The 18582-nt window shown below is 46.6% G+C and carries 20 protein-coding genes, 1 other RNA gene and 1 pseudogene; 14 read left to right on the top strand and 8 right to left on the bottom strand.

Annotated features, from left to right (window positions below):
• The first annotated feature begins 8 nt into the window (after window positions 1-8).
• On the top strand, window positions 9-677 hold the full coding sequence (locus AS29_RS13580; protein WP_035407936.1) for a uracil-DNA glycosylase: 669 nt from the start codon (window positions 9-11) through the stop codon (window positions 675-677).
• Window positions 678-731: 54 nt separating this feature from the next.
• On the opposite strand, the gene AS29_RS13585 is transcribed toward AS29_RS13580, so the two are convergent.
• Window positions 732-1079: a general stress protein gene (locus AS29_RS13585; protein ID WP_035407938.1), complete on the bottom strand. Its 348-nt coding sequence runs from the start codon at window positions 1077-1079 to the stop codon at window positions 732-734.
• 165 nt (window positions 1080-1244) lie between these two features.
• On the opposite strand from AS29_RS13585, the gene ssrS reads away from it, so the two are divergent.
• From ssrS to AS29_RS13605, 4 genes are all read left to right on the top strand, one after another.
• A non-coding RNA gene (ssrS, locus tag AS29_RS13590) (6S RNA) lies at window positions 1245-1441 on the top strand.
• A 120-nt stretch (window positions 1442-1561) separates the two neighbouring features.
• Window positions 1562-1861, top strand: coding sequence for a YwdI family protein (locus AS29_RS13595; RefSeq protein WP_035407940.1), 300 nt, complete (start codon window positions 1562-1564; stop codon window positions 1859-1861).
• A gap of 42 nt (window positions 1862-1903) precedes the next feature.
• A complete protein-coding gene (locus tag AS29_RS13600) occupies window positions 1904-3193 on the top strand; it encodes a purine/pyrimidine permease (protein ID WP_035407943.1) in 1290 nt (429 codons plus the stop codon).
• Between the two features lie 93 nt (window positions 3194-3286).
• Complete coding sequence (locus AS29_RS13605) at window positions 3287-3658, top strand: DUF423 domain-containing protein (protein ID WP_035407945.1); 372 nt, start codon at window positions 3287-3289, stop codon at window positions 3656-3658.
• Between the two features lie 351 nt (window positions 3659-4009).
• Here the strand turns inward: AS29_RS13605 and gerQ are convergent, their stop codons facing one another.
• On the bottom strand, window positions 4010-4606 hold the full coding sequence (gene gerQ, locus AS29_RS13610; RefSeq protein ID WP_442854534.1) for a spore coat protein GerQ: 597 nt from the start codon (window positions 4604-4606) through the stop codon (window positions 4010-4012).
• Window positions 4607-4638: 32 nt separating this feature from the next.
• A pseudogene (locus AS29_RS21615) lies at window positions 4639-5022 on the bottom strand (cell wall hydrolase); the annotation flags it as partial.
• Between the two features lie 162 nt (window positions 5023-5184).
• Between AS29_RS21615 and AS29_RS21795 the strand changes: the two are divergent.
• The gene (locus AS29_RS21795) at window positions 5185-5802 is read left to right on the top strand and encodes a hypothetical protein (RefSeq protein ID WP_231889944.1); all 618 of its coding nucleotides are present in this window, start codon (window positions 5185-5187) and stop codon (window positions 5800-5802) included.
• A gap of 35 nt (window positions 5803-5837) precedes the next feature.
• Here AS29_RS21795 and hemQ read toward each other — a convergent pair whose 3' ends face one another.
• Window positions 5838-6587, bottom strand: a complete 750-nt coding sequence (gene hemQ, locus AS29_RS13625; protein WP_035408242.1) for a hydrogen peroxide-dependent heme synthase — start codon at window positions 6585-6587, stop codon at window positions 5838-5840.
• A gap of 267 nt (window positions 6588-6854) precedes the next feature.
• Here hemQ and pta point away from each other — a divergent pair, with 267 nt between their 5' ends.
• Window positions 6855-7829 carry a phosphate acetyltransferase gene (pta, locus tag AS29_RS13630; protein WP_035407946.1) on the top strand — a complete coding sequence of 325 codons (975 nt, stop codon included), beginning with the start codon at window positions 6855-6857 and terminating at the stop codon, window positions 7827-7829.
• A gap of 508 nt (window positions 7830-8337) precedes the next feature.
• Entirely contained in the window at window positions 8338-9180 is an 843-nt protein-coding gene (locus AS29_RS13635) for a lipoate--protein ligase family protein (protein ID WP_035407949.1), read from the top strand.
• Window positions 9181-9240: 60 nt separating this feature from the next.
• On the opposite strand, the gene AS29_RS13640 is transcribed toward AS29_RS13635, so the two are convergent.
• Window positions 9241-10011: an RsfA family transcriptional regulator gene (locus AS29_RS13640; RefSeq protein WP_442854535.1), complete on the bottom strand. Its 771-nt coding sequence runs from the start codon at window positions 10009-10011 to the stop codon at window positions 9241-9243.
• A gap of 243 nt (window positions 10012-10254) precedes the next feature.
• On the opposite strand from AS29_RS13640, the gene AS29_RS13645 reads away from it, so the two are divergent.
• The 3 genes from AS29_RS13645 (at window position 10255) to AS29_RS13655 (ending at window position 12521) form a co-directional block, all read left to right on the top strand.
• Window positions 10255-10479: a DUF1450 domain-containing protein gene (locus tag AS29_RS13645; RefSeq protein ID WP_035408247.1), complete on the top strand. Its 225-nt coding sequence runs from the start codon at window positions 10255-10257 to the stop codon at window positions 10477-10479.
• Between the two features lie 195 nt (window positions 10480-10674).
• Window positions 10675-11982 carry an HD domain-containing protein gene (locus AS29_RS13650; RefSeq protein WP_035407951.1) on the top strand — a complete coding sequence of 436 codons (1308 nt, stop codon included), beginning with the start codon at window positions 10675-10677 and terminating at the stop codon, window positions 11980-11982.
• A 32-nt stretch (window positions 11983-12014) separates the two neighbouring features.
• Window positions 12015-12521: a YwgA family protein gene (locus AS29_RS13655; RefSeq protein ID WP_035407953.1), complete on the top strand. Its 507-nt coding sequence runs from the start codon at window positions 12015-12017 to the stop codon at window positions 12519-12521.
• 550 nt (window positions 12522-13071) lie between these two features.
• Here the strand turns inward: AS29_RS13655 and AS29_RS13660 are convergent.
• Window positions 13072-13839 (bottom strand): arylamine N-acetyltransferase family protein, encoded by a 768-nt coding sequence (locus tag AS29_RS13660; protein WP_035407955.1) that lies wholly within the window; start codon window positions 13837-13839, stop codon window positions 13072-13074.
• Between the two features lie 61 nt (window positions 13840-13900).
• Entirely contained in the window at window positions 13901-14089 is a 189-nt protein-coding gene (locus tag AS29_RS13665) for a 2-hydroxymuconate tautomerase (RefSeq protein ID WP_035407957.1), read from the bottom strand.
• A gap of 123 nt (window positions 14090-14212) precedes the next feature.
• Here AS29_RS13665 and AS29_RS13670 point away from each other — a divergent pair, with 123 nt between their 5' ends.
• Window positions 14213-14887, top strand: a complete 675-nt coding sequence (locus AS29_RS13670; RefSeq protein WP_035407959.1) for a site-2 protease family protein — start codon at window positions 14213-14215, stop codon at window positions 14885-14887.
• A gap of 13 nt (window positions 14888-14900) precedes the next feature.
• Window positions 14901-15410: a YwhD family protein gene (locus AS29_RS13675; RefSeq protein WP_035407961.1), complete on the top strand. Its 510-nt coding sequence runs from the start codon at window positions 14901-14903 to the stop codon at window positions 15408-15410.
• Between the two features lie 35 nt (window positions 15411-15445).
• On the opposite strand, the gene AS29_RS13680 is transcribed toward AS29_RS13675, so the two are convergent.
• On the bottom strand, window positions 15446-17512 hold the full coding sequence (locus AS29_RS13680; RefSeq protein WP_035407962.1) for a transglycosylase domain-containing protein: 2067 nt from the start codon (window positions 17510-17512) through the stop codon (window positions 15446-15448).
• A gap of 235 nt (window positions 17513-17747) precedes the next feature.
• Between AS29_RS13680 and speE the strand changes: the two genes are divergently transcribed.
• Window positions 17748-18578 (top strand): spermidine synthase, encoded by an 831-nt coding sequence (speE, locus tag AS29_RS13685; protein ID WP_035407965.1) that lies wholly within the window; start codon window positions 17748-17750, stop codon window positions 18576-18578.
• Window positions 18579-18582: the final 4 nt, after the last annotated feature.

Here is an 18582-nt window from a genome sequence, read left to right on the forward strand (position 1 = left end):
GTGATTACATGAAGCAGCTCATAGAGAATGACTGGTGGAATGAATTAGAAGATGAATTTTCAGCAGAATACTATCTTTCACTTAGGGAAAAGCTCAAGCAGGAGTATGAAAATGGAACGGTTTATCCGGATCCATATGAGCTTTTTAACGCCCTTCATTTAACGCCTTTCAGCCGTGTAAGGGCCGTCATCCTTGGCCAGGATCCGTATCACGGACCGGGACAGGCGCATGGATTAAGCTTTTCGGTAAAGGAAGGTGTCCGAAAACCGCCCTCTCTGAAAAATATTTATAAAGAATTGGCGGAAGATCTTGGCTGTCCCGAACCTGCTCACGGATCCCTCATCAAATGGGCCGAAGAAGGCGTTCTTTTGTTAAATACGGTATTATCAGTTCGAAAAGGGGAAGCGAACTCCCATAAAGGTCTCGGATGGGAGCGGTTTACGGATGAAGTTATCCGGAGTTTAAACAATAAAGAAGAGCCTGTCGTTTTTATCCTTTGGGGAAAACATGCGCAGGCAAAAAAAGAGCTTATTGATCTCACGAAGCATACGGTCATTGAATCTCCCCACCCCAGTCCATTTTCAGCAAACCGAGGGTTCTTCGGCAGCAGGCCATTTTCAAGAACCAATGCATGGTTAAGGGAAAAAGGGTTGAGGGAAATTGACTGGTGTATATGAAAAAGAGGAAGACATAAAAAAAGGCTGGCATCGCGCCAGCCTTTTCTGCATCATTTATACCAGTGATTTTGCACGCTCATGATCGGTTACAATCAGAAGGATTTTCCCTTGATCTAATTTTTCTTCATAAGCCTCAGCCTCTGCTTCAGAAAAGCCTACTTCTTGGAGTTTAGCGCGAAGCTCATCGCCTTTTTTGCTGAACATGTTGCCTACTGCGGTGCCAAGACCCATTTCTGAAATTCCGATTGTGTTGGCATCAGCATTGCCTGCTACACGGTTTGTACGCTCATCATCATGAGAAAGTACGTATAAATCTTTCGGATTGACACCTTGTGCTTTTAATTCCAAAACATCATTTTTCAATGTTTCATCATTTGTATATTCTCTAACTACTGGTTTCATTTCTTGTCGCCTCCTGGTTTTGTTGTCCACTATTCATTTAGCACGAATGAGGACAATTAAAACCTCTGAATACTCTTTTGGTGCTTTTGGACTATTTGTTTTGATGATGGTTGGCCGATGGATCAAACCACTTGTGTTAATGAAAAGAATGATGTACTATATGGTAACTAGCTGCATTGTTCGTAATGATAATAAAGTTTTAACCTTTAAGCTGTAATAGGGAGTTTTACATTGAAGCGAAAATGGCAAGCCTTCGTCTATATGACAGGGAGGACGTCATTTAGCGTTTCTGCGAACACCCACTTGGAGAAGTGGTGGTTTAAAACTTTCTTATAATGAGTTACGGCAAAAGCGGCTACTTCATTTAATTTCTAAACCAGCTTTCTAACGGAGGCTGGTTTTCCTTTTGTTTCCTCTCACCTGCATCCGTACCCCATCCGTGGTAAAATAAAGGAATGTACTTCAAGAGAAGGAGGGTCGATATGGACATTTCGATACACCAGCTGCTGAATAAAATGGAAGCCGAGCTTCGGGAAGCAAGAATATCCGGTTCGGATCAAGCCATCCGCGAAAAGCTTCTCGTGATTAAAAGCCTTTGCGATGTTGTACTGGATCAAGAACCGGTGCGCTATCCTGAAAAGCCTAAGTCAGAGAGCGGAATCAGCGAGTATGAACTTCAGAAAATGATGGGAATTTCCAAGCCTGCCTCTCAGAAGTCCCTTGGAACCGGTGAACGTTTCAAAGATGAAGGAGCCAATGGCTCATCGCTGTTTGATTTTTAATAAGCCGTTTTTTCGGCTTTTTTTAATGGAGGATTCCAAGATATGAAATTGCTATTATCAGCCCTTCAATGGGTGTTCTTTATTATTGCTTCAACAATCGTCGTTCCGATTGCAATCGGACAGCTGTATCAGCTCGATGGCAGCCAGACGGCTATTCTCATTCAAAGCACCTTATTTGTTCTTGGTCTTGCCGGTTTAATGCAGGTTCTTTTTGGACATAAACTGCCGATAAATGAAGGGCCGGCTGGGCTGTGGTGGGGAGTTTATTCCATCTACGCCGGACTGAGCAGCACACTGTTTGCAAGCTACATAGATACGCTTCAGAACCTCCAGGGCGCCCTGCTGATGAGCGGCGGCTTCTTCCTGCTGTTTGCCATTTTCGGACTGATTGATAAATTGGCCAAGCTCTTTACACCGCTTGTTACAGGGGCATATCTTCTTCTCCTTGTTTTCCAGCTGAGCGGATCCATTGTAAAAGGAATCATGGGAGTAGGCTACAGAGGGTCAAAGGTGGATCCGGCTGTATTCGCAGCCGCAGCGGCAATCCTGCTTTTTACCTTTTTCCTAAGCCGGATGAAGCGGCAATTTTTCAAGCAATATTCCATCCTGATCGGCCTGCTCGCTGGATGGGGAGTTTTTGCTTTGCTCGGCTTAGCCAAGCCGGTTAAAGGGACCACGGATTGGTTCTCCCTGCCCGTCCTGTTTCCATTCGGTGCCCCGGTTTTCAATGCAGGCATGATTGTCACCGCCTTTTTTATCACCCTGCTGCTCATCGCTAATATGCTCGCAAGCATTAAAGTGGCCGAGCAGGCAGTAAAAGCATTAAACAAGGATGAAAAGGATGAGCATGGACGCGGAAGAAGAGCCGGTATTTTTGCCGGAATCAGCCACGGAATCAGCGGTCTTACGGGAGCGGTTGGGCCTGTCCCGATCTCCGGAGCCGCTGGATTCATCACGACTACAGGAAATGGCGCACGGCTTCCGTTTATCATAGCCAACCTGCTTGTCATCGCTCTGAGCATGATTCCACTCGTATTAAACTTGTTTGCTGCCCTTCCTGCACCTGTGGGGTTTGCCGTACAGTTTGTCGTTTTCTCCGGGATGATTGGAATGGCGCTGAGACAGCTGAATGAAACAGCGGATAAAGACCGAATGCTCTATACAATAGGGATAGCTTTGCTGACAGGAACCGGAGCGATGTATGTTCCTCCTGCCGCATTTGAAGGATTCCCTCCTGTATTGATTTCCATCTTCAACAATGGTCTGATCTTAGGAACCATTATTGCCATTATCGTCGATCAGCTCACAATGAGGTTCGGCAAGAAGGCGTAACCGTCACAAAACGTTCAACAGAGCGGCAGTTGGAAAGTTTTCACCCGTAAGGTAAGATGAAAAGAGACGATTTCATAACAGGAGCTGGTCGAAATGAAGCTGTTTATTATCCTTGCCGCAATTAACGCCTTTTTAGCTGTAGCACTAGGTGCTTTTGGAGCACACGGATTGGAAGGGAAAATCCCTGAAAAATACATCGCCATCTGGGAAAAAGCGGTCACATATCAGATGTTCCACGCAGGAGGACTGTTCGTTGCTGCGTTTCTCGCAGATAAAATCTCTCAGGCTGGACTGGTCACGTGGGCTGGCTGGCTCATGTTCGCAGGAATCATCCTTTTTTCAGGAAGCCTTTACGTACTCGCTGTCACCCAAATCAGCGTACTTGGCGCGATCACACCGCTTGGAGGACTATGCTTCCTTGCCTCTTGGGTCTTGATTGTCGTTGCTGCATTTAAATTTATGTGAACAGGGAAAGGGCGGTGCATTTGGCACCGCCCTTTTTGTGTGGTTTGGAAATTGTATTTTGTGTGATCGGCGAGTGCACTGACCCCCGCTCAGGTAAAGGAGTAAAGCTCCGTCCCCATTCTGTTTAGGCCTTACTCTCCCAAAGGTTTGTCAGGAGCTGCCTTTGGCCCCTTCTGCGGTGAAGCGCTGAGGGTCAGTGCAGTGCACTGACCCCCGCTCAGATAAAGGACTAAAGCTCCGTCCCCGTCCTGTTTCCGCCTTACTCTCTCAAAGGGTCGTGAGGAGGTGCCTTTGCCCCCGTTTGCGGTGAAGCAGTGAGGGTCAGTGCAACTTCACCCAGTCAACTTTACATCATCGCGGCGAAGAAGCTGACATTCCAAATGGATATTCATAATTAATCTCTTCGTCAAATGTAATGTAATCAAGGTAGACCATCAGAAGCAGGAACCGTCTGCCGGTTTGCGGATCACTCAAAATAATATGATCGCGGCCTGCGGCTTCAATGGTTCCCTTGAATATCATGGCGTTCCATTCTTTGTTGTTTTCAAACGTCATATAAACAGTGGCTGTCTTTCCGCGGTTCAGCCGCAGGATGTTTTCGATATAGGATTCTTCAAGCGGAAGCATCCCCGGTATGCTTTGCGAGGGGGAGGACTGGGATTGCATAGGCGGAACCTGAAGGCCCTGCTGCCCCTGCATGCCTCCCATACCTCCCATACCGCCTTGCCCCTGCTGCTGCCCTTGCTGTCCTTGCATACCGCCCATTCCCGGCTGACCCTGTCCTTGCTGCATTTGTCCCTGCCCCTGCTGCCCCTGCATCGCATACGGCTGATAGGCACGGTAATCATAGGAACCATCATATCCGGCCTCATAGCCGTATCCGTATGCGGGATATGGGTAGGGCTCCTGCTGCTGTCCACTATTCCCTTGCTTTTTATTGAATAACATTTAAATCCCCCTTTTCAATCATTCTCATCATCTTAGCGCGTCGAATAAACGGAGGCACAGGCTTCCTGGCTGGGTGTGTAAAAGCAATGTGATTTGCAGCGCCCGGAGTTCGCCTGATTGTACCAGGTGCCAGGGCAGTTACCGCCTGGCCTGAAAAACCAGAGGGAATATTCCCCTGGACGGTAACGGCTGGGCAATGACCTTTTTGGCAAGATCGATTTCACTGGAACGTGCTCTTTGATAAAAGTAGCCTTTCTGAGTTGCTTCAAACCCGCCTGGCCGCTGAAAAATCATTCTTTCAATGGATGAAATTTTTAAAAATCCAGACAATCGGCCCTGACCCGGTTTACCCCCGCATTTCCGGCCAGAAGCATTCCTGTCGGGCCGTCTCCTTGACCTTCCGCCGATTCAGTTCTTTGTCGTTGTAAGGAACAACAGCCATGCCTTCACCCCTAAAAAGAGATTGAAAAAAGACTGAACGCTATTCTCATAGTATGAGAAAAGAAGGGGATTATTCTTTTTTAAAAAGGCAAAAATCGAAAAATGCTTCATAGGCTAGGATTAAGGGGGCGTTGAAAATGATGGGATTTTATAGAACCGGAAATTCGCTGGCCTATAGACAGGTCAGGGCAAATATCATTACATTAAGCGAAATTCAGCTGATGGGCTTTGTTTCGGCTGCACCGGTTTTAACCATTACCGGAGATGATGGAACGAGCTTTCGGGCGAGGAGCAGCGGCAATGGAAGCTATCGGCTGACAGGGGACAGGTTTCTTAAAATCGGAGTCACCTACCGGATTGCGGATTTAAATGTCAGAGCGGCGGTTCCAAAGCTGCTGGAGGCAAGACAGACTGCAGCGAATCAAATTGAAATGGTATATGACCGCCCATGTGACCTGGCATCTGCTGTAAAGGTGACAAATTACTGGATAAGAGTCAGTCAAGCACAGCCCACGGGAATCGGGACAGTGGGGATGAATGGCCGTTTGCTTCCATCAAACAGTCTAACCCCGCAAAATTCGGTTATTGCCCCGACGGATTCAACGAAAATGAGATTTACCATCCTATTTAAACAAAATGCGGTGCCAGGTATTGTCCACGAAGTTCTGCCATGCTTCGTTAATGAGGAGGGACATACCGGATACCGCGGGGAGAACTGGGATCAGGATAGCCGCAACCAGTTTACTGCGCGTTAAAAAAAGCTCTTTCCGCTGGGAAAGAGCTTTACTCATTAAATATGAAAAAAAGATGAAACCTTTTCAGTGGAGAGAATATTCCCTACATAGAAGGATCCGAATTCGCCGTAGCGTGCGCTGACTTCGTCAAAACGCATTTCATACACTAATTTTTTGAATTGAAGAACGTCATCTGCAAAAAGCGTAACGCCCCACTCATAATCATCGAAGCCGACTGAGCCGGAGATGATTTGCTTTACTTTGCCCGCATATTGTCTGCCGATCATGCCGTGGCTTCTCATCAGGCTTTTGCGCTCGTCCATTGGAAGCATGTACCAGTTGTCATTGCCCTGTCTGCGCTTGTCCATCGGATAGAAGCAAACATGATTTGCTTTCGGAAGCTCCGGATACAATCTTGCCCGGACTTGAGGGTTTTCATAAGGATCGCCATCTCCTGCAAGGTAATTGCTCAGCTCGACAACGGAAACGTATGAAAAAGCCGGCAGGGTGAATTCAGCGAGACGGGATTTGTTAAACTCCATCTCAATCTCGTTTAATTCCTCCATCGTAGGTCTTAAAACCATCATCATGAAATCAGCTTTTTGCCCGACAATGCTGTAAAGGGCATGGCTGCCTTTTCCTGCTTTCTCGACGGCGCCCCATTTTTCAAGAAGGCCTGTGAATTCGCGGATGACCATTTCGCGTTCATCGCCCGTAAGCATTTTCCATGCTGCCCAATCAAGCGTTCTGAAATCATGGAGACTGTACCAGCCATCAAGTGTTTGTGCGGCTTCATTTTTTGGCATTTCGTTCAAGTCGATCCACTCCTATTCTCACTATGTATTCTAACCTAACTATATCATAAATTAACGGTTCGCTCTGTGAATAAAACTTGAAGGAAACAAGGATGATAAAAGAGGGAAAAAAGGTACAGATAAGAAGTCAGTCAGTTTTGAAAATAAAGAATTATTCACTGATAACGCTGTCATAACTGGAGATGACTTGAATTTCCTGCTGAGTGAAGTATCCTAAACTAGGAAGCATTAGAGGCACTAAATAAGGAGGGCATTCATTTGTCAGATTTGTTTGCAACGTTAAAAGAAAAAGTTACTGGTAAAGATATAAAAATCGTTCTTCCTGAGGGGACAGACGAGCGTATTCTTGAGGCAGCATCCCGTCTTGCTGCAGAAGGCGTATTAGAGCCAATCGTCATTGGAAACAAGCAAGAGGTTGAGCAGAAAGCGGCTGACCTGAATGTAAAGCTTGATGGTGTTGAAATTAAAGACCCGAACAGCTTCGAAGGCTTTGAAGATATGGTTCAGGCATTTGTTGAACGCCGTAAAGGAAAAGCAACGGAAGAGCAGGCTCGTGAAATTCTGAAAGACGAAAACTACTTCGGCACGATGCTTGTGTATACTGGACAAGCTCACGGCTTGGTGAGCGGAGCGGCACACTCTACAGCTGATACCGTTCGTCCGGCACTTCAAATCATCAAAACAAAGCAAGGCATGAAAAAAACGTCCGGCGTATTCATCATGGTCCGCGGAGACGAAAAGTACGTATTTGCTGACTGTGCCATCAACATTTCTCCAGATGCTCAGGACTTGGCAGAGATTGCAGTTGAAAGTGCCAATACAGCAAGCATGTTTGACATCGAACCGCGTGTTGCGATGCTGAGCTTCTCAACTAAAGGATCAGCTAAATCACCTGAAACGGAAAAAGTGTCAGAAGCGGTAAACATCGCAAAAGAATTGGCTCCAAACCTTGTGCTAGACGGTGAATTCCAATTTGATGCGGCATTCGTTCCATCTGTAGCAGAAAAGAAAGCTCCGGACTCCGTAATCAAAGGCGACGCAAATGTATTTGTATTCCCGAGTCTCGAAGCAGGGAACATCGGCTACAAAATCGCACAGCGCTTAGGAAACTTCGAAGCGGTCGGACCGATCCTTCAAGGCCTGAACATGCCGGTCAATGACCTTTCCCGCGGCTGCAGTGCAGAGGACGTTTACAAGCTTTCTCTTATAACAGCAGGACAAACGGTACAATAAATTTTGATAGGGAGCTGGACTGAGAGGATGAAAATCCTTTTGGTGCCGGCTCTTTTTTTATGAAGAGGTGTCCAAGAGGGGGCAGTCCCGTCATGCTTCACCGCATTAGGGGACAGAGACCGCACAGCTCAAGCCCTTATGTATCAACGGTTTGCAGAGGTGGTGCCGGAGCTTTAATACGGTAAAATTGCAGGGGACTGGCACGGTGCCAGTCCCGTCATGCTTCACCGTAACGGGGGACAGAGACCGCACAGTGCAAGCCCTTAAGTATCAATGGTTTGAAGATGCGGTGCCGGAGCTTTAATACGGTAAAATTGCAGGGGACTGGCCCCTCCACCCCCCGCTGCCCTGCCCCGCCACCGCAGATGGAAACGCTAACCACAAGAGAGCCAGTCCCCACCGCAGTTCTCCCCTAACCACAGAAGTGCCACTCCCTTTTTCTCCGCCGAATAGTTCATGCTATAATAGAAACACTGCAGAACGATCGGATAGAAAGGATCACATGACCATGACAGAAAAGTCTTTAAACCTATTAATGCAGCCTGAATGGAGAATACTGGATCAGTCCAGTCTTGGACCCCAATTTGACGCAAAGCAGTCATTTGCTTACGATGATACTCTTTGCACGTCAGCGGGATCCTTGGCGTCCCCTGCGACGGCCAGGACGTGGGTTCATCACGACACGATCGTTTTAGGAATACAGGATTCCCGGCTGCCCTCTATTGATGAAGGAATAGAGTATTTAACCTCTCGAGGGTACCGGACAGTTGTCAGGAATTCGGGCGGGCTCGCGGTTGTACTGGATGAAGGGGTGCTGAACATCTCTCTTATTTTTCCTGAAACAGATAAAGGAATTGATATAAACAGAGGATATGACGCTATGTGGGAGCTGATCAAGATGATGTTCCCCGGCCATGCAGCTGGCATAGAAGCAAGAGAAATCACGGGTTCCTATTGCCCTGGCAGCTATGATTTAAGTATTGGCGGCAAAAAATTCGCTGGAATTTCGCAAAGGCGCCTTCGAAACGGGGTCGCTGTGCAAATTTATCTTTGTGTAACAGGCAGCGGATCGGACCGTGCGGAGATCATCCGGAATTTTTACGAAAAGAGTCTGAAGGGAACGGCGACAAAGTTTGAGTATCCGGTCATTGTTCCGGAAGTAATGGCTTCCTTAAGCGAGCTTTTCGGATTGGAAATGAGCATTCAGGATGTGATGCTCAAACTTCTTACTTCCTTAAAAAACCTCAGCGGACGGATTTTTTCGTCCTCTCTTTCTATGGAAGAACAGCTGATTTTCGAAAAGAACTTGACCCGGATGATCGAAAGAAACAAAAAAATAGGGATTTCCTAAAAAGAGACGCCCCCGAAACGGGAGCGTCTTCTATATTTAATAGGGGGAGGGGGCAAAGAGTTATTCGGCTACTTTTTCAAGGTTTCCATTCCGGTCCATTTTGAACTTTGGAGCAGACCGGTCTTCCTCTTCAAACAGAGTCAGTTTTCTTGCGCGATTCATGATTTTCATCAATGTTTCATAGTCTTCCTGAATCGTATCGGAATCTTCTTCCATTTTAGCAATTCTGATTTCCAGTTCTTCATTACGACTTGCGAGCTCATCCAGTTCACGCTTTAAGCGGATGTTTTCCTGCTTAAGCGCAGTACTGTGGTTCGCCCGGCTTTCGTATGTTTCAAGAAACGAAATGACTTGATCCATCGTAATGGCTCCTGATGATACAGGTATACTAGCAGGCTGTTTAAGGGTTGTATAGGAAACCCCATTCAATTCCTCGTAGTCCAGCTCTTCATCCTGCACAGGTGCTGTATAGGATGAAATAGCAGGTTCATAGGTTTGCTCCTCTGCGAACTCCTCTTTATATACGGGCTTAACCGATGCGGATGGTGCCTCAGGGGGTGCGTAGAGCAGCTTTTTCTTAGCCGGCTGGCCTTTTCCAAGTGCTCTCATTTTTTGTTTCCGCTGTTTTTTTGCAAGCTGCAGCGCTTTCTCATATTGATGGCGCACGACTGCGTTCCAGCGGAATCCGCATGCGGCGGATGTACGGTTTAATTTATCTCCAACTTCTTCAAATGCATTCAGCTGCGTACTTCCTTCACGTACATGACGCAGAACGGTTTCGGCAAGCAGCAGGTCATTTTCTTCAGACCAGGCATCCTGTCTCTGTTTCATGATCTCAACTCCCATTAACTGTAATGTTTTCCTGCTAACAGAATGGCCGGATTTAAAATCTTTTATACATATTTTTGAAAGGATAATAGAAAAATTATGAAAGTTTCGGAAGATGATTGAATTCTTTATGAGCTTGCAAGCGGTGAATAATCGGGGTAAAATAGCCCTTAGTGTTTTAAAAAGACAATGAGGGCTCTGGCTCTTACTATAGAAATTTTCATGAAAGAAAGGAAATGGGGATTCATGGCGAATGAATTTCGTATTTGCGACGATTGCCAGGCAACCAACATTAAAACCCTCGTCCCCCGCTTGAAAAAAGCGGACCCTGAAGCAGCCATTGATATCGGCTGCCAATCATACTGCGGACCAGGCAGAAAAAAATCGTTTGCATTCGTAAATAACCGTCCGATTGCAGCCTTGAGCGAGGATGAACTGCTGGATAAAATTGAAAAAAAACTGAACAAATAAATCGCCGGGCATTGTTTTGCCTTGGTGATTTTTTTCTTTTAATGATTCCGATTATTCATCCGCTAAATAGGGCAATACATGACTATGCCCTCTATTCAGCATCCTGCATTTATTTCAGAATATAGGAATTTTTTCATTCAGCTACACCGGGAAAACAGCTATAATGGATACAAGTAAAACGGAAGAGGGAAAAGAATGGCAAATCGCAACGGTAAATTGTCCGAAGAAAAGGTATTTAAAGACCCGGTTCACCGTTATATTCATGTCCGGGACAAGCTGATTTGGGATCTGATCGGTACGCCTGAATTTCAGCGTCTGCGGAGAGTCCGCCAGCTTGGCACAACCTATCTTACTTTTCACGGGGCCGAGCACAGCCGGCTGAATCATTCTCTGGGAGTATACGAGATTGTACGGAGGATCGTTGATGACGTCTTCAAGGGAAGACCAGAATGGAATGAGGAAGAACGCCTTGTCAGTCTTTGTGCGGCTCTGCTGCATGACCTGGGCCACGGGCCGTTTTCCCATTCCTTCGAGAAGGTTTTCCATATGGATCATGAAGATTTTACCCGCAGAATCATTCTTGAAGATACCGAGGTCAATCGGGTACTGAAAACGGAAGGCAGAGACTTTCCGAAAAAAGTGGCAGAAGTCATCGCTAAAACCTACTCCAATAAACAAGTGGTTTCCTTAATTTCAAGCCAGATTGATGCCGACCGCATGGATTACCTGCAGCGTGATGCCTACTACACGGGAGTGAGCTACGGCCATTTTGATATGGAACGGATTCTTCGCGTCATGAGGCCAAGAGAGGATCAGGTTGTCATTAAATACAGCGGAATGCATGCTGTAGAAGATTACATCATGAGCCGATATCAAATGTATTGGCAAGTTTATTTCCATCCTGTAACAAGAAGTGCGGAAGTCATATTAACGAAAATCCTTCACCGTGCGAAGCAGCTTCATAAAGAGTACTATTCCTTTAAACAGGAGCCGGTTCACTTCTACTCTTTATTTGAAGACGAAGTAACATTGAAGGATTATTTGAAGCTGGACGAATCTGTCATTCTCTTTTATTTTCAGGCTTGGGAAGAGGAGCAGGATGAAATTCTCTCCGACCTGTGCCGCCGGTTTTTAAACCGCAATCTATTTAAATATGTTGAATTCAACCCGTCTAATGAACAGATGATGAAGCTGATGGAGCTGAAAGCCCTGTTTAAGAAAGCGGGAATCGACCCTGAATATTATCTTGTCCTGGATTCCTCATCCGATCTGCCATACGATTTTTACCGTCCTGGAGAAGAGGAAGAACGCCTTCCGATCCATCTCCTTATGCCAAGCGGTGAAGTCAGGGAACTGTCCAGACAATCAGAAATCGTAGACGCCATTTCCGGAAAAAGAAGAACGGACCACAAATTGTATTTTCCGCGTGACCTCATAGAAGATTTATCAACAAAGCGAACGGCAAAGAAAAAGATTATGGAACTGCTCAATCTGAATAGATAGAGAGAAAAACGGAGTTAGGAGATGACGGGGAATTGCTTAACGAACACGCAAAAGTCTTGAAGGTGTTTTCGTCGGCCGGAGAAGTCATTGGACGGAAGAAACTTCAAAAAATGATCTACATCGCGAAGAAAATCGATTATCCATTTTATGAAAAATACGATTTTCACTTTTACGGACCATACTCAGAGGAACTGACCCTTCGGATTGAAGAACTGTGCAACCTTGGATTTGTAGACGAAGTTCGGGAAAAGAAAGGCGGATATTATCAATACCGCTACAATTTAACCGAATCCGGAGAGGAATTTCTGGCAAACCATGACCTTAATATCCCGCCGCTGGACGTCTGCATGACCGACTTGAACGGACAATCCGCCAGGTTCCTTGAACTCGTATCCACCGTCCTGTATTTTGACAGCCTCGAGCGGGAAGAGGTAAAGGAGAAGGTGTTTACCCTCAAAAGCAAACAGAAGTACACAGAAGAAGAAGTCGATGAAGCATACACCTATGTGGAAGCGCTGAAAGAGAAAACAAAGCATTAAGGTAGATGGGGCCGATCCAGTGGATTGGCCTCGTTTTTTTTTGCTGTGATTTCGATGTGCATTGTCCTTTGCACTTTGCACTCTTTGCACTGACCCCCGTTGAATCACCGCACTGGGGGCCAGAGCAAGAAATCAGCCAGTCTGCGCCAGATCGGCGATAGCAGAGTGAGGGGACGGAGGTTTAGTGCTTTAGCAGAGCGGGGGTCAGTGCACTGCACTGACCCCCGTCGAATCACCGCAGCAGGGGCCAGAGCAAAAAATCAGCCAGCCTGCTACACATCGGCGTTCGAAGGGTGAGGGGACGGAGGTTTAGTGCTTTAGCAGAGTGGGGGTCAGTGCAAAAACCATACTCGCACTCTGTAAATCTCCTAACCGTCACACGGTGCCAGTCCCCACATTCATCACCGCAGCAGGGGACAGAGGCCATACTCTTTGAAGCCTTGCCCAGCAAGGGTTTAAAAAGCGGGTGCCGGAGCTTTCGTTCACTAATGAAGCGCGGGTCAGGAACCCGCGCCGGTTATTATCTGCAAACCGAATAGCAAAGCAAGAGTCAGTGCAAACCAAACTCTCTCTCTGCAATCTCCGCAAATTCATCAGCAGAAATCCCGTGCTTCTCTGTATGTCCGCCCTCTGTTACCGAAAAGGATGACTCAGATAACGTTTTGAATCCAGCTTCCGTCCGCATTGCAGCAAGCGGCTTCTTATTAAACGGGGAGTCGGGATGCTCATGGATTTTTGTCTGCATGTTTTGTAAACCAGCCAGGTTCAACACCCTGTCCGGGTTAAAAGCGTAGCCTGTTTTCCAACCGTCATCCTCTGCAAGCTTCATTTCAAGCAGATGGCTGCCTTCGCGCGTCTTTTTTTCTATGATCCGAAATTGGCCTGCCGATGATTCGATGATTTCGCCATTCATCGGGATCGGCTTTTGAGCGACATTTGTTCCGAATCCAGCGTCGAGAATATAGGAGCCGTCTTCTGTGCGGATTAAAATAGCAGCATGGGTGCCGCTCAGGCTCCAATTCTGTATGGCATGGTTGAATACGGTTCCCTGGACAAGCTGGGCATCAAAATGATTCTCCAGTAAAAAATAGTACAGAAGCGGATTTAATTCATAGCAGACGCCGCCCTGGTTCTGCTCAATGATTTTTTCGAAAAGGGATTCAGCATTGAGCGGAATGCTTCTGTTCCGCAGGATCCCCAGGTTTTCGAATGGAATGTGATGGGCAAAGGCGGTTAAAATAGTTTCCAGGTCTTGAAATGGAACGCTTCCTTTGTCTTTGAGGCCAATTCTTTTAAGAAATGATGGATGAAGATTCATCTGTTTTCCCCCTATTCGAAAAAACGGCCCGCCGATTACTCAGCAAGCCGCTTTCTTATGATTACTCCATATCGCTTAAACGTTTTCCGGCAACACCGTAATGGTTTTTCGTCATTTCTTCAATGAAAACGACGATTTTGTCTTCAGATGCTCCGGTGGTGTCAGATACAGCGGCCGTTACTTTTTCAACGAGGGCTTTCTTTTGCTCTTCTGTACGGCCTTCAAGCATTTTTACAGTTATGTACGGCATTTAGAATCGCTCCTTTAGAATTGTTTGCATCCATAAGAACTTGAGACTGATATTCATCTTTAAATATAGTATACTTTAATCAGAAAATCGATGCAGTGATTATGTGTCAAAGGAGAAGTGCGCGTGGAAGATACATTCAGTTTTTTGGCCTTTGATTTAGAAGTGCTGCCATATGTGATCCTGACATTGCTGGCTGCATTTACGGTGCATGAATTTGCACATGCCTATGTTGCATATAAATTTGGGGATCCGACAGCGAAAAATGAGGGCAGACTAACCTTATCGCCGATTGCACATCTGGACCCTTTTGGAACGATCCTGATCTTAATTGCCGGTTTTGGATGGGCAAGACCTGTTCCGGTTAACCGGTTTTATTTTAAAAAGCCAAGACTTGCAGGCGTGCTTGTTTCCGTTGCAGGACCGGTGAGCAATCTGCTCATGGCCTTTTTAGGCACGGCTGTATGGAGCATCCTCCTCGTATCGGGAACGGCTGAGAGCTTCTCCCCGCAAGTCACGGATGCCTTGAAAAATTTCTTTGATATTTTTGTCGGCTTAAACGTTACATTATTCCTGTTCAACCTGCTTCCGCTGCCTCCGCTAGACGGATACCGGATCCTTGAGGATTTGGCTCCAAGGACATGGAGACCAAGGATGACGCAGTTTGAAACATACGGATTTATTGTATTTATCGTATTATTCGTGACACCTCTCGATCAATACACGGTTTGGCCGTTTCTCGAAACGGGCAGATATTTAGTTATGAACCTTTTTTATGGGATATTAAACCCGCTGTTTTAGGAGGCTTTTTAAAATGGAAGAAAAAAAGAAAAAGAGCATAGGCTTTAATATCATCAAAAGTGACCCGACAGACGGGCATGGCGGCTTCGGTGTCGGAGCACTCAGCCTGGATAACATTTCTCCGGTCTTCGTAGACGTAAATGAAGGGGAAGCATTTGTCGATATCGGAGCAATGCATGCCCGCAGTGTAGTTGAAAAGGGCATTAAATTCCTTCCGAATAAAGAGGATGTGCCGGATGCAAAACCATTCTGGCTCGTCTGGGTAACCATCGATCGCAAGCCTGAAGGACCATACTACGCTGGTGTGACCGCCTGTGAGATGACGGTCAACCGGGAAATTAGAAGAGGCTATAAATCCTTACCGGAGCATGTGAATAAAATGGATAAATCCATGAAACGGCAGATTATGGTCGAGCATATGGATGAGAGGTCCAAAGAGATTCTTGCCCAATTCCTCATCTCCCACGATGCCGGAATGTGGCAGCGTTCAGAGGCGAAGCTGAAGGAAGATTTGAAGGCTTAAATAAAGAAAACCGAGCGGATCGCCGCTCGGTTTTTCTATTCCCAGAATTTTAGTTTCTTCCAGAAGCTTTCCTTTTGCTTCTCTTGCTTCTTAGCAGGCTCATGTCTATGTTCCTGGTGTTCTATGCACATCTCTGTTGGCTCAGTTCCGGCCAGGTAATAAACAAAACGCTTAACCGGACAGCCGGGACCGGCAAGCTTGCCGGTCTCCGGATTAATGTAGACGCCGGTAACGCCTTCAGGAGGCTTGAACTCCTTCAGCGGTTTTCCTCGCAAGGCGTCTTCCATAAAACCTGCCCATATTTTTTTGGCATAGGAGCGCTCTTCAACCTGTTCAAGCGCCTTATCTCGGTCATAGCCCGTCCATACACCAGTAACCAGGTCCGGACTGTAGCCGATCATCCAGCTGTCTGTTTGGGTTGAGCCTGATTTGCCCGCGTAAGTACGCGTCAGATTCTTGGTGATTTTATCGCCTGTTACAGAGGTATAAGCGTTTAGCTTTGTATCAAACATTCCCGTCATCAGCTGAGTCGTCACGAAGGCTGCTTTTTCATCCAATACCTGCTTTCCAGCTGCTGGTTTTCCTTCATAGAGGACGTTTCCGGTAGCATCCTCGATTCTAGTTACATACACCGGTCTGATTCTTTTCCCCCCATTAGCGAGAATTCCATAAGCATTTACCATTTCTTCAAGCCTCGCCGGTGCCGTTCCAAGTGCTAGCGATGGCAGTTCAGGAAGCTTGCTGGTGATTCCGGCCGCTCTCGCAGTCTCCGCGAGCTTTTCCGGTCCGATAAACAGATGGGTTTTAACAGCATAGATGTTATCGGAGAGGGCGATCGCCTGGGCGAGAGTGATGGGTCCGTTCGCATAGTAATCATTGTAGTTGCTTGGTTTATACGTTGATTTTCCCGAATCGTATTCAAAGACAGTCGGTTTGCTGACCATCAGGGTGGATGGCGTAAAACCGTTCTGGATGGCTGCATAGTACAGGAACGGTTTGATTGTCGATCCTGGCTGCCTGAAGGCCTGTGTTACCCGGTTAAATGGACTCTTATCATAGTCCCGTCCTCCTGCCAATGCCCGTACTGCTCCGGTTTTCGGATCGATGGAAATCAGCCCTGTCTGGATAGCGGAATCGGGATCAATGACATCCTTTACCTGTTTCTCAGCTTTTTGCTGAAGCACAGGATCGAGCGTCGTATAGATTTTCAATCCGCGGGTCGAGAGGGCTCCCTGTTCTACACCAAGCAGCCTGGCCGTTTCTTTCAATGCCTGATCATAAAAGTAGGGAGCATCCGTTTTCGCTTCCTCTTCAGGTTTCGGCCCTGCATAAATAAGGGGTTCGCGCTCTGCTGAGACTGCCTGCTCCCGTTTTATGGCCCCTGCACTGACAAGTGAGCTTAAGATCAGCTTCTGCCGCTCCTTTGCTCTTTTTTCATTTAAGAAAGGAGAGTATTGGCTTGGTCCTTTAGGGATCCCTGCAAGCATGCTCGCTTCGGCAAGTGTCAATTCTTTCGCGCTTTTCCCGAAATATGTCTTCGAAGCCGCTTCAATGCCGTAGGCTCCATGCCCGTAATAAATGGTATTTAAATAGCCTTCCAGAATTTCATCCTTGCTGTAGTTCACTTCAAGGCGGACCGTATAAAAAGCTTCCGTCAGCTTCCTCGTCCAGGTTTTGTCATGGCTTAAATAAAGATTCCGGGCATACTGCTGGGTAATGGTACTGGCACCCTGAATTTTGGCCATTGCTTTCAGGTCGGCTAAAGCCGCTCCGGCAATCCGTTTGAAATCAAATCCGTGATGCTCGAAATAGTGGCGGTCCTCTATAGACAAAGTGGCCTTAACCGCATACGGGGAGATATCCTCAAGGTTCGTCCAATAGCGTTTTTCCCCATAATGCGTTTCTCCCAATTTTGAATGATCGCTTGCAAATAGAATGGTTGACTGTGGTACGTTTAAAGACGGAGGCCCCTGCAGCTTGGCTGCAAGCAGAACCATGCCCGCGGCTATGGACATCAATGCGAGCAGCATCAAGCCAATGAAAAATAAAGCGCGAACCAGTTTAATTGTCCGGCGTATTCTTGAAGGATGGATCACGTTCATTTTTTTACACCCCGTTTCGTCTCAAATCTCTTCTTACCATTATGGAAAAAGATCTGTATTTCTAAACAGCGGGGGGCCGATAGTCCTTAAAAATTTCTTGCATTTTTGCAGGATTCCTCTATACTTTTTTAGAGATTGGGATAGGGTTTTGTTTTAGGCGGTTGGGGTAGGTTAACTGTGTACAAACAAGACGGTCTCAGAAATGACAACACATACTCGAAAGGATGATCAAAACATGTCCGAACTTTGGTATACAGAGAAGCAGACTGACAGCTTTGGAATCACGATGAAAATTAAGCGCACTTTACATACAGAACAAACGGAATTTCAGCACCTCGAAATGGTAGAAACCGAGGAGTTCGGAAACATGCTGTACTTGGACGGCATGGTCATGACGTCTCAAAAGGACGAGTTTGTTTACCACGAAATGGTTGCGCACGTTCCTCTTTTCACTCACCCGAATCCTGAGAACGTTCTTGTAGTAGGCGGCGGAGACGGCGGAGTCATCCGTGAAATCCTGAAGCACCCGAGCGTGAAGAAAGCAACGCTTGTTGATATTGATGGAAAAGTAATCGAGTACTCTAAAAAATATTTGCCGGAAATCGCCGGGAAGCTTGACGATCCACGCGTAGACGTAAAAGTAGGAGACGGCTTCCTTCATATCGCTGAGAGCGAAAACGAATATGACGTAATTATGGTAGACAGCACAGAGCCTGTTGGACCGGCTGTAAACCTATTTACAAAAGGCTTCTATGCCGGTATTTCAAGAGCACTTAAAGAAGATGGAATTTTCGTCGCTCAATCGGACAACCCTTGGTTCACACCTGATTTGATCCGCAACGTGCAGCGCGACGTTCGCGAAATCTTCCCGATTACGAACCTGTATATTGCAAACATTCCAACGTACCCAAGCGGCATGTGGACATTCACGATCGGATCGAAGAAATACAATCCGCTTGAAGTACCGGAAGACCGTTTCCACGACATCGATACGAAGTACTATACAAAAGAACTTCATAAAGCAGCATTCGTACTGCCGAAGTTTGTACAGGACTTAACGAAATAAGATG

Origin of the sequence: Bacillus sp. SJS (genome assembly GCF_000732485.2) — a bacterium.
Classification (GTDB): Bacteria; Bacillota; Bacilli; order Bacillales; family Bacillaceae; genus Metabacillus_B; species Metabacillus_B sediminis.

What these genes read in the sequence shown, in the direction of transcription:
- AS29_RS13580 (WP_035407936.1), top strand. Translation starts at nt 9, where the DNA reads ATGAAGCAGCTCATAGAGAATGACTGGTGGAATGAATTAGAAGATGAA.
- AS29_RS13585 (WP_035407938.1), bottom strand. Translation starts at nt 1,079, where the DNA reads ATGAAACCAGTAGTTAGAGAATATACAAATGATGAAACATTGAAAAAT.
- AS29_RS13595 (WP_035407940.1), top strand. Translation starts at nt 1,562, where the DNA reads ATGGACATTTCGATACACCAGCTGCTGAATAAAATGGAAGCCGAGCTT.
- AS29_RS13600 (WP_035407943.1), top strand. Translation starts at nt 1,904, where the DNA reads ATGAAATTGCTATTATCAGCCCTTCAATGGGTGTTCTTTATTATTGCT.
- AS29_RS13605 (WP_035407945.1), top strand. Translation starts at nt 3,287, where the DNA reads ATGAAGCTGTTTATTATCCTTGCCGCAATTAACGCCTTTTTAGCTGTA.
- gerQ (WP_442854534.1), bottom strand. Translation starts at nt 4,606, where the DNA reads ATGTTATTCAATAAAAAGCAAGGGAATAGTGGACAGCAGCAGGAGCCC.
- AS29_RS21795 (WP_231889944.1), top strand. Translation starts at nt 5,185, where the DNA reads ATGATGGGATTTTATAGAACCGGAAATTCGCTGGCCTATAGACAGGTC.
- hemQ (WP_035408242.1), bottom strand. Translation starts at nt 6,587, where the DNA reads ATGCCAAAAAATGAAGCCGCACAAACACTTGATGGCTGGTACAGTCTC.
- AS29_RS13635 (WP_035407949.1), top strand. Translation starts at nt 8,338, where the DNA reads ATGACAGAAAAGTCTTTAAACCTATTAATGCAGCCTGAATGGAGAATA.
- AS29_RS13640 (WP_442854535.1), bottom strand. Translation starts at nt 10,011, where the DNA reads ATGAAACAGAGACAGGATGCCTGGTCTGAAGAAAATGACCTGCTGCTT.
- AS29_RS13645 (WP_035408247.1), top strand. Translation starts at nt 10,255, where the DNA reads ATGGCGAATGAATTTCGTATTTGCGACGATTGCCAGGCAACCAACATT.
- AS29_RS13650 (WP_035407951.1), top strand. Translation starts at nt 10,675, where the DNA reads ATGGCAAATCGCAACGGTAAATTGTCCGAAGAAAAGGTATTTAAAGAC.
- AS29_RS13660 (WP_035407955.1), bottom strand. Translation starts at nt 13,839, where the DNA reads ATGAATCTTCATCCATCATTTCTTAAAAGAATTGGCCTCAAAGACAAA.
- AS29_RS13665 (WP_035407957.1), bottom strand. Translation starts at nt 14,089, where the DNA reads ATGCCGTACATAACTGTAAAAATGCTTGAAGGCCGTACAGAAGAGCAA.
- AS29_RS13675 (WP_035407961.1), top strand. Translation starts at nt 14,901, where the DNA reads ATGGAAGAAAAAAAGAAAAAGAGCATAGGCTTTAATATCATCAAAAGT.
- AS29_RS13680 (WP_035407962.1), bottom strand. Translation starts at nt 17,512, where the DNA reads ATGAACGTGATCCATCCTTCAAGAATACGCCGGACAATTAAACTGGTT.
- speE (WP_035407965.1), top strand. Translation starts at nt 17,748, where the DNA reads ATGTCCGAACTTTGGTATACAGAGAAGCAGACTGACAGCTTTGGAATC.